Source organism: Desulfovibrio sp., from assembly GCF_034006445.1.
GTDB lineage: Bacteria > Desulfobacterota > Desulfovibrionia > Desulfovibrionales > Desulfovibrionaceae > Desulfovibrio.
In genome coordinates this window covers 71,039-81,195 of the sequence record NZ_JAVESS010000012.1, presented here as the reverse complement: position 1 = coordinate 81,195, position 10,157 = coordinate 71,039, and the positions used below count along the sequence as shown (strand labels likewise).

8 protein-coding genes are annotated in these 10,157 nt (G+C 59.8%); 1 reads left to right on the top strand and 7 read right to left on the bottom strand.

Features of this window, described 5'->3' with window-relative positions; genetic code table 11:
* Together RBR41_RS10510 and RBR41_RS10505 are read right to left on the bottom strand one after the other, a co-directional pair.
* Positions 1-230: hypothetical protein (locus RBR41_RS10510; RefSeq protein WP_320352532.1), on the bottom strand; the 230-nt coding region annotated here is incomplete at its 3' end.
* A 122-nt stretch (positions 231-352) separates the two neighbouring features.
* Positions 353-706 (bottom strand): helix-turn-helix domain-containing protein, encoded by a 354-nt coding sequence (locus tag RBR41_RS10505; protein ID WP_320352531.1) that lies wholly within the window; start codon positions 704-706, stop codon positions 353-355.
* A gap of 1,443 nt (positions 707-2,149) precedes the next feature.
* On the opposite strand from RBR41_RS10505, the gene RBR41_RS10500 reads away from it, so the two are divergent.
* Positions 2,150-3,031 carry a hypothetical protein gene (locus RBR41_RS10500; protein ID WP_320352530.1) on the top strand — a complete coding sequence of 294 codons (882 nt, stop codon included), beginning with the start codon at positions 2,150-2,152 and terminating at the stop codon, positions 3,029-3,031.
* Positions 3,032-3,203: 172 nt separating this feature from the next.
* Here RBR41_RS10500 and RBR41_RS10495 read toward each other — a convergent pair whose 3' ends face one another.
* The 5 genes from RBR41_RS10495 to nifB all read right to left on the bottom strand — a co-directional run bounded on the left by RBR41_RS10495 (position 3,204) and on the right by nifB (position 10,029).
* A complete protein-coding gene (locus RBR41_RS10495) occupies positions 3,204-4,265 on the bottom strand; it encodes a hypothetical protein (RefSeq protein WP_320352529.1) in 1,062 nt (353 codons plus the stop codon).
* Positions 4,262-4,984 carry a Fe-only nitrogenase accessory AnfO family protein gene (locus RBR41_RS10490; RefSeq protein WP_320352527.1) on the bottom strand — a complete coding sequence of 241 codons (723 nt, stop codon included), beginning with the start codon at positions 4,982-4,984 and terminating at the stop codon, positions 4,262-4,264. Before RBR41_RS10490 ends, RBR41_RS10495 begins: the two co-directional genes overlap by 4 nt.
* 58 nt (positions 4,985-5,042) lie before the next feature.
* A complete protein-coding gene (locus RBR41_RS10485; protein WP_320352525.1) occupies positions 5,043-5,906 on the bottom strand; it encodes a hypothetical protein in 864 nt (287 codons plus the stop codon).
* Positions 5,899-7,128 (bottom strand): hypothetical protein, encoded by a 1,230-nt coding sequence (locus RBR41_RS10480; RefSeq protein WP_320352524.1) that lies wholly within the window; start codon positions 7,126-7,128, stop codon positions 5,899-5,901. Before RBR41_RS10480 ends, RBR41_RS10485 begins: the two co-directional genes overlap by 8 nt.
* Positions 7,129-7,212: 84 nt before the next feature.
* Complete coding sequence (gene nifB, locus RBR41_RS10475; protein WP_320352523.1) at positions 7,213-10,029, bottom strand: nitrogenase cofactor biosynthesis protein NifB; 2,817 nt, start codon at positions 10,027-10,029, stop codon at positions 7,213-7,215.
* Positions 10,030-10,157: the final 128 nt, after the last annotated feature.

Sequence of the window (10,157 nt, the reverse complement as noted above, 5' to 3'; positions counted from 1 at the left end):
CAGGTGGGCGCGGTGCTGGGGCAGGGCTGGGCGCAGGTGGCGCGGTGCTGGGGCAGGGCTGGGCGCAGGTGGCGCGGTGCGGGGGCCAGGTGGGCGCAGGGCAGGGCGCAGGTGGCGCGGTGCGGGGGCCAGGTGGGCGCGGGGCTGCGCGTCGTTTGTCGGATTTTCGCGCGTGCCACCGCTGCCGGGTTTTCGCACATGCCCACCGCCGGGCCGAAAGCCTGCGGCATAAAAAAATCGCCAGCAGGTGTGCCTGCCAGCGGCTGAGTCCTTGAGCGGCATGCTGCTCCACGCGGTCAAATTGCCCGGCCGCGAAGAACAGCATGCTGTCACAACAGGCTAAGGCTTTAAGCTACGTCAACTTTTTGCCGTCCATCGCTCTTCTGACAAGCGCAAAAAAGAACTCTTGCATTATGCAGCTTGATGATGGTCTGGACATGCTGTTCGGTAGAATCTCTGCGCTGGCCTCACCGGGATGCAGATATTGGGCTCCCATGCCGCTGCGTACCCAGTCAGGATTGATTCCCTGTTTTTTCAGCAGCTTCAGCAGCCATTCCGCAGGTATGGCCATGCGCTTTTTGGCGTCAGAAATGCATGACTGCGATACACCAAGAAACTTAGCCAAATCTTGTTGCGTCTTGCACCCTGTGACGGATTTTATGCGCTCCATCGCAAGAGAATAGTCAAAAAAATTGTTGTCCATCATTGTTGCTCCTGATCTTATGCCACTATTTCATGGCATGGGTGCTTTCTTGTGCAAAAGTGTTCTGACCAGAAGCGCCAAGGCGTCTCCCCCATAGAGTCAACCACTTTTGAATGCTATATGGATACTTCTCCAGGAATGGTGTTTGGCAGGGCAAAGTAACTCCGGCGCGTGGCCCTGCCATGGCGGCAGCCCGGAGCCTCCCAAGGGGGAGCAGAATGCAGGCGAGATAAAATTTCTTTCCGAAACAACGGTCGTAGCCAGAGCGTATATAAACTGCTCTTTCGCACGTAATGGTAAATATACAAATGTATAACAGCTTTTTTATGTGCGCGTTTTTAATCATAGGTTATGAAATTTCTGCTTAAAATGGGTCCACTGCTTATTAAAAATAGGTGATGCTATGACAAAAAAGGCTCAAAAAACTTATTTATAAAAATGATAAAGGTATCATCCATTTTAAGTCAAATAATTTTGTCTTTCGATAAATTTGTAGAATGATCTATATCTATGCTTGTGCAAAGGTGGTAAACGGGCGTCAGGCCAGCACTGCTCTGCTGTAGCAGGGGGATAATCGAGATTTTCAGAGTGCGTTGTTTGTGCCGGCTCGCTGTACAGCGTTAAAATTTTTAATATGGGAGTACTATTGCTTTTATTTTGGTAACTATAAGAAAATTTAGCTTTTTATTGCGTGAGCAACTAAAAATAGGAATGCAAATTTGATAATAATTTTTAGTCGCATTTTACGCGGCTATGCGATCTCTTATTTTTACATAGATAAAGGGTCATGAGGGCAAACACCGCGATTCTCGAGGTGTTTCAGCCGACTACGCGACGCCTTCAAATCCGAAAATCCTAAATGCTGCATCAGACGATCAGGAAAGAACTGGTTTTGTATTTTGAGGTCTGATTGAATTTGGACATAAGGCTTGTGTTTATCGTTGACGTAACTTGATGGTGGCATTAAAAATTACTTAAGCACAAGCAAATGCGGACTACTTTAGAGCAGCATCAGTTTTTGTTGCGTGCCTTTTATGAAAAGATTTTTCTTACCTGTATGCAGAGTGTTTTTGAGTATTATAGAACCCACCATAAAGTTGCGTAGCAGAGTATTTTTTACTATTAAATGGTTGCCATAAAGAAGAAATTGGCGTTGGGCGTTACGCATGGGTAGGGGCTTTGTCAGAACGGCTGCTGCAGGCGCAGCATATCCGCTTCGCATGAGCATGGCCCTGTCAGCCTGATGCTTGCGCACTGCGAAATGGTGTTCTCAACGTTGCAGGATGTTCAATCAAAGAAGGAAATGCTGTGACCAGCTCCTGGCGGTACGCATGCGTCATGGCATGGGCCACGATGCGTATATTTCGAAACAACTACCGCGTGTAATGACGTGTAGAATGGTATTCTGGTGGCTATGCAAAGCATAAACAAAAGGCTCGGGCAGCCATGCGCTTAGCGATCGATGATATCTGCTGCATCTGGAACTCGGACAATCATGAAGCCTTTGCAACAGCCCAGAGACACAGGGCTTTTGTCAAGGTGGTCTGCTGTATCCCCTGGAAAGGCAAGCATAGTGACGTGCTCCTTTGCGGCCGCCTGCGCAATGTTTCCGGCAGAGAGGCAACGCTTGCGGTACTGCAGGCGGAGGTACTGCCCCGGCGTTGCAAGATTTACCAGTATGGGTGTGATTTCTTTTTCTATCTGGACAGAAGGGACCCGGAAAATGGCCTGGAAAGGCTGGGATACAAGGGCGAGGGCCGGGTACTTGGCGTAACCAGAAACGTGGGCGGCGAGGTCAGTCAGGTGCGTTTGCTTTTGGCCAGCAAGTGCGTTGTCAGGCGCATGCGCCGCGACATAAGAATAGAATGGAACGAACACTACTGCCGGATGTCAGGTGTGCTGCATGTGACCCGCGCGCCGGAGTTTGGCTGCGACCTGAAAAACTTGCTGCAAGAGCACCGCGGTACGGCGGTTGACGGAACGCCCATTGTCAATATTTCAGCCGGCGGCGCACGCCTGTGGGTTCCCGATGAGCCGGAAATCAAGTGCATATCGGGCGAGCCGGACATCCTGCTGTACATGATCGCCAAGTCGGATTCGTCCGACAATTTGCCCTATGTATTGTTAGGCAAAAAGCTGGGCTATCTGCGGGAGACGCAGGCAAACTCCCTGGCTGTGCGCGTCAACTTTGTGTATGAACTGGATTGTGAAAAGTCTTCGAACCGTCTCACCTGGAACAAGATAGCAGGTAACGGATCGTCGCGTCTGCGCACGTACCTCAGGCAGTACGAGGGCGAAGCGCGCGAAGAGGACTGGCTTGATATCTGACCCTGGAACGGTTTGCCCGTGAACAGTCCCATGGGCTGCATGGCGCTCCACAATAGAAGTCTCAAGTTGCGCCAAGAGCGCGCGAACAGACGCAGGCAGGCTGCCCCGCCTGTATTTTTACGCGTCAGCGCGGCCGCGTAGAATGCGCGGATTCGGCGTCTGAGGCCCAGCGCTACCGCCGGGCGTCGGCAGGGTCGCCTGACGGCCGTGCGCGCATATCCGGCAGACTGATATGGGGCCGTACCCGCACCTCCTCCACTGCAAACACATATTCTTCAAGACCATCATCAATGGCGAGCAGGCCGTCCGGGCCAAAGCCGAGGCGCAGGGGCACAATGATTGTGTCCAGGCCCGTGAGCTGATCTGTTTCCATCCTGGGCTGTACAACCAGTGTGCGGCCGTCATGATTGCAGTGCAGCGCCACGTTGACCGTACTGAGAGCCAGCACCGGGCTGACCTCGCCCCTTGTCTGTCCCGGCACGAACGCTTCGCGCGCATTGGCCGTGACAGACGGCCCGTGGGCGTCGGTTTGGGCTTCACGTGTTGCGGGGTGGGCGAATTCCAGCGAGTTGACGTCGCCGCAAACGCCCAGGGCCTCCGGGTCAAAAGCGCGGATGTCCCCCAGAGCCGTGGGAACGCTGACCGGCCATGCCGGTTCGCAGCTCCTCACGGAACCGTCCTCGTAAAAAGCGCAGCCATACCGCACGGGCAGCGGCCCCACAGGGGTGGGGACATTCCAAACCTCGCCCGGCCAGAGCGTGACGCTGGCGCAGTGCCCGCCTGGGTAAAAGCGCAGTCCCTGCACCTTGCCCGTAAAACGGCCGGGAGGCAGGAGCAGGTCAAGGCTGGGGGCCAGCGCTGCTTCATCCTGTTCCGTCCAGTAGCCGCTCAGCCTGCCCTTGCGGGTCAGAATACGCTTGAGCGAGCCGCCGGGATGCCAGGACAGCCATTCGGCGGGCAAGAGGCCCAGGGGCGTAGGCACGGGCGTCTGGTTCTGCAGTTCCAGGGTGCGCCACATGCCGTTGGGGTAGAGGGTAAAGCTGCTTTCGCAGCCACGGCGGATGTCCGAGACATCGTACAGGGGCGTGAGCCAGCCCTGGGGTGTGGGGGCCATGTCCGCCGCCAGGCAGCGACAGGCGCGCGGAGCGCCGTTATCCCAGCGGGAAAGAACGTGTACATTGTGCATGCAGCCATAGGGCGTCATCACGGTTTCAAGCGTTGCGGGCATGCTCATGTTCTGTCTCCCATGGGGGTGTTGCGGGCGTCGTCGCACAGGGCGTGCGAAATGCGCAGGCGCAGGCGGCCATCCTGCGTCCGCGAACGGGAGCAGGTCAGATTGTGATCCTTTATATGCCCTTCCAGCCAGGGCGGCATGTGGGAACAGATGATCTCGAGCTCCACAAAGGGCGTTGACGCCAGGAAGGGGCGCAGGGCTTTTTTGGAGGAAACTTCAGGGTGTGCCGCCTGAACCTCCACAAGGTTGATTGTGTATGCCCCGGGACTGTCGCCAGCCACGGGCTCTGCCGGAACCTGGGCGGAAGACTCGGCGGAGGCCGCCACTTCTGCCGCCAGGGCGTCAAGAATTTCCGGGCTGAAGCGTTCAAGTTCACACAGGCAGAAGCCCATCTGGTTCAGTTCGCTGTAGGCCAGGCCAGCAATGGAGGTTCCGGCGATGACGGCTCCCTGGGGCAGGAGCTGTTCTATGGTCCTCAAACGATTGCGCATGTCCACCAGTTCATAACAACCTGAAAGGGTGAAGGGGATGATTTTCAGCCGCCGCCACGCGCCTGCGGGAGGCAGGCCGATTTCGCCGCCATGCCCTGGGGGGGGCGGGCCGGTTTCGCCGCCGTGTCCGGCGGGGGGCCGTTGCCATACAGCAAGGCGTGTACACTTCTTGGTCGTGGTCAGGCATTCCTGTTCGTCTTCCAGAAGGGCAATGCAGGTACATTCCATATGAGCCTCACTGGCAGGGTTCCGTTGGGTGGAACCGGTTTCAGGTAGTGCGTGTGCTTCATGAAGCGGTAAACGCGCACCGCGCCGTGCGGGCGGCGGGCACGTTCCACGCTTCCAGAAGAGCGCGCGGAATAAAGGGAGCGGCCTTTTTTTCAAGGCGGGCCGCGCCCTGACCACTGACTGCACAGTTGTGATGTTCAAGGCGATCCAGAGCCGCCGTAAAAGCTCCCATGCCGCAGTTTCCCGCCCTTTCGCCAATGCCCCACAGGGTGGTGTCCACATAGCGCGCTCCCGCGTATGCGGCCATGAGCGAGTTGGGCACGGCCATGCCAAAGTCATTGTGGGCGTGTATCTCGGCCTCCAGGCCCTGCCGGAGCACAAGGCGTACGGCCTTGGCCACGGCATCGGGCGTGTACCTGCCCACCGTATCGCTGAGGCGTATGCGCCTGGCCCCGGCTTGCGCCGCTGCGGTCGCCGCCTGCGCCAGCTGTTGGCCCGTGACGTGCGATACGTCCTCAAAACCCACGCTGACCTCGGCTCCGCCAGAGGCGGCCAGTTCAATGCAGCGCTGCAGGGCGGTCATGACCTTGTCCCTGTCGCTTCTGAGCTTGCAGAATATCTGCCGGTCAGAAAGAGGGCAGCATACGTGGATGACATGCGGCGCGCAGGACAGGGAATTTTTGATGTCAGCCTCGCAAAGCCGGTTCCAGGTTGAAACGCGGGCCTGAAAACAGACGTCCATAATCTTGCACAGGGTTTTTCTCTCGCCAGGCCCCATGGCCGGGATGCCCGCCTCGATCTGGCCCACGCCCGCAGCGTCCAGCAGGGCCGCCAGACGCACCTTGAGACCGCGCGAAAACGCGAATCCAGGGGCCTGTTCTCCGTCGCGCAGCGTGGTATCCACAAGAATGACGTCAGCCATGCCTTTTCTCCGATTGGGCGGTTGCGCCCTTTACGCCTTTTGCGGCGGTCGCGGCTGTTGCGGTTGTTGTAGCGGTCGCGGCTGTTGAAGTGGCTGCGACCGTAGCGCCTGTCACGGAGGTTGTGATGGGCGCGGTGGCCACGGTGGTTGTGATGGGCGCGTCCTTTGCGCCTGTCGCAGCGGCCCGCTGTTTTCTGCCGGAGGGCAGGGTGATGGATTCGCAGAGCATGGCGAACTGTCTGTCGCTGAGGCTGTGCTGTTGGCGCACGGCCATTTTTTGCACAACAGCCAGCAGACGGCCTTCGTGCGCTTCTGGCAGATCAATGCCCAATTGGGCGGCCTTGAGGCGCAGGGCGGCCCTGCCGGAGTGTTTGCCCACCACAATGCTGCGCTCAAGGCCGACGCTCTCGGGCGCATAGGCTTCATAAAGAGCGGGATTTTTGGCAATGCCGTCCACGTGAATGCCCGATTCCACGGCGAATATCTGGTTGCCCAGCACAGGCTTGTGGGAGGGGACAGTGAAGCCCGCCTTGTGCAGCAGGGCCGCTGCCTCGGGCAGGAGGTGCAGGTTGCGCAAATTTGTTTGCACCTCATGATTTTCAAGACACAGGGCCACTTCTTCCAGTGCCGGGCCGGAGGATGGCCCGTGCAGGGCTGAACCGCCTATGCTGCCCACCACCCGCCTGCCGCCCCGCAAAAGCCACAAAACCGCCAGAGCGGTGGCGCAGCCCGCCTGATCGCCGGGACAGAATTCCAGCACGTCGCGCAGGGGCATGAGCCTGTCGAAAAAGCCGCATTCCGTGTAGGGGAGGGCGTGGTCGCAGCCACGCAGGCGCAGCCATGATGCCTGGCCGTCTGAAGTCAGGCCCGCGTCCATGCCCGGAGTGTCTGTTATGTATTCGCTGCCAGCTTCCGCATCTGGCAGCGGTTCGTACTGATTGCTATAGAATGTGCCCTTTCTCACGGTGGGCGCGGTGGTCGCGGTGGTCGCGGCGGTCGCGGTGGCCGAGGTGGCCGCAGTGGACGCGGCGGCATGGAGCGATTCCGGCAGGTCGGGCGGAATTTCCACAAAAAAGCCCATATCCTGCAGGAGGGCCAGCCATTTCACGGCCCAGTGGGTAAGGTCCTCGCGTGAAAGCCTTGGCCTGCGGCGGTATGAACCAGGGCGCATGGCAGTGCTGAAGAGGCTGAGCGTGGTGTCCAGCAGTTGAAACGTATGCATGTGGCATGCCTGCCTTTGGCTGGTAGTGCCCCTGAGGGCGACGCGGCCCGCCAAGCCTCGGGCCGCGTCGCGAGAAGGATGAGCTCAACCGCAAAGGGCCCTGGCTGCCTCATTAACGGCTGTGTCTACCTTCTCGTAACGTGTGAATACGCTGATGCCCCTGTTTTGCAGCTTTTCCAGAGGGCTCGCGCCGATGCGTAGGGCAACCACACCTTCGCAGTCCTGCACGGCGGCAAGGATGCCGTCCATGCGCTCCGTCTTTTCACCGCAATCATCCATGCCCTTGCAGTAGCGGGACACGCTGCGCGTTTCCACAAAGCTGGCTTGCCGCCCGTCGCTTTCATAAATGAAGAACTGGTCTGCCTGGCCAAAGTGCTGATCCACGGTGCCGCCCGTCTTGGAAGCCACGGCTATGCGTATGCGCCGGGCAATGGGCGCGGGGCTGGCTGCGGGATCCGTCGCCGGAGCCGCTGCCGCATGGGCTGCCGCATGGGCTGCCGCATGAGCTGTCGCATGGGCCGCCGCCGGGGCCGTGACCTGGGCCAGGATCGGGGCAGGAACCGCGTCAGGCCGCGCGTCAATTTTGACGGGCCGGTAGTCAATGGAGCGGTCGTCGCCCAGCAGGCCAATGGCGTCGGCCCGGCACTGCTTGCAGTGGTACATCTGCTTGAGGGTCGGCTCGCAGCGCTTGCGCATGTCCGTAAGTTCCCTGTTGCTCACAAGGGGCATGTGCTCAAAGGCGCTGCCCTTGACGGGAATAAGCTGCATGATGTTGGTCATATGTGCGCCAAGGTCGCGGACGGTCTCCACAACCGTGGGGATGTGGTGGTCGTTGATGCCCTTGAGCAGCACTGTGTTGACCTTGCAGACAATGCCCGCCGCCGTGAGCGCCCGCAGGCCCGCCAGCTGGTTTGCCAGAAGCAGGCCAGCGGCGGTTTCACCTGTGTACCGCGTGCCGTTGAACTCGGCGTAACGGTAGATGCGCGCCCCGATGGCGGGGTCTACGGCATTGATGGTCACGGTGGCGTGGCTCACGCCCACGCGCTTCATGTCCTCCACAAATTCGGGCAGGGCCAGACCGTTGGTGGACATGCAGAAGGTGATGGCCGGGTCTTCGGCGCGAATCATTTCCAGCGTGCGAAAGGTGGCCTCGGCATTGGCAAGGGAGTCCCCAGGCCCGGCTATGCCCACCACCGTAAGGTTGGGCATGTCGCGCCGCACCTCAATGAAACGCTCGAATGCCTGCTGTGGCGAAAGCACGGCGGTGGTCACGCCCGGGCGGCTTTCGTTGGGGCAGTCGTACTTGCGCAGGCAGTAGTTGCAGCTCAGGTTGCACAGGGGCGCGATGGGCAGATGCAGCCGGGCGGACGTGGAGCAGGCGCCGCAGCTGAAACAGGGGTGGGACGCCGTGCGCTCGCTGATGCCGGGCACAGCGGGCGATGGCGCAGGCCGTGCCGTGTGCGGCACGGCCTGCGGCTCCGCCGGACTACAGGAGAGGTCGCTGATTGGGGTGTTGGCGGTATTTTCCTCTTTATCCCTGTAGTACTTGTGGAACAGTTCTTCGCGAAAGCTGACCTCTGTACGCGCCAGCATGGCGTTGGCGGTGGACTCCATCAATGAGGTCGCTCCGTCGTACAGAAGAAGGCGCGTGCGCTGGCCGCCCATCCTGTCGTGAATGGGAAAGCCGTAGCGCAGCAGGGGGATGTGGCGGCGTTCCTCAATGCGGCGGCCGTCGCCATTGCCTATCATGAGGTTTACGTCGTGGTGCAGCAGCGCGTTTTCAATGGCCGTGAAGTCGGCGAAATCAAGGATGTCGAAGCCATCCACAAACTGGGTTTCAGCGGCCCTGGTCATGGTCGGGCGCAGGGCCGCGTCCAGGCCGGGACAACGCGCGCCCGTGGCCACGACCACTGGCGTCACGCCGTTTTCACAGCAGGCGTGCGCAAGGGCGTGCACCATGTCCGGCTCGCCGAAGATGGCGGCGCGGCATTGGGCATTGTACTTGTGGGCGTCTATCATGGCGTCCAGGTGACGGGCGCGGTCCTGTCGCACGCTTTGGGGCACCTGCCCGCCCAGAGCTTCAAGGGTGGACACGAAAGCGTCGGTGAGGCTCAGACCCACGGGCAGGCCCATGCGCAACAGGGGCACGCCGTGGGCTTCGCGCAAATATGCGCCGGGGGAGTATTCCTCAGGGCAGAAGGGGGCCAGTTCCAGCGTTATGCGCGCCCCGGCCATGAGGGCGATGTCTTCAAGGGTCGTGCCGTGCTGGGGCAGGCGGTTGTAGATTTCCTCGTGGCCGCCGTCCAGATTCTGCGAAAGGTCGGGCAGCAGCACGTGGTCGAGGCCGCTCGCGTCCAGCAGGGCCTTGAGCGCCCGCGTGTCGGCGGCGGAAAGATGCCCCGTGATGATGTTGACGCGGCCGTTGGGTGTGGGATTCATAGGCACCTGGCGCACCACGGCGTGCAGTGCGCGGAAAAATCCTTCGTACTGCGAGCCGCCGTAGCCGGGGGAGGCCACGGATATGATGGCGGCCTTCACGTCCGGGTGGCTTTCGTAAAAATCCCTGATGATGGCGGGCACGTCTTCGCCAATGGTTTCGGCCAGGCAGGTGGTGGCCACGCCGATGACCTCCGGCTCATACAGCCTGATGAGGTTTTCCAGCCCCTTGATGAGGTTTTTGGCGCCGCCGAACACCGTGCCCTCTTCGGTCAGGGAGGAGGAGGCGATATCCACGGGTTCATTGTAATGGGTGGCCATGTGCCGCCGTATGTAGGTGCTGCACCCTTGCGAACCGTGCAGAATGGTCATGCACTTTCTGATGCCGTAAAAAGCCGTGGCCGCGCCCAGGGGCATGCACATCTTGCAGGGGTTGGTGTTCAGGTTTACCAGGTTGGCGCTCATGATCGTCTCCTTGTTCGCGCGGGCGGAAGCGGCGCGGTCTTGCTATATGGCGGGGCTGCATGTCTGGGCTGCATGTCTGGGCCGCATGTATGGGCTGTACGGCTTGGCAATGCGGCTTGGCATTGCCT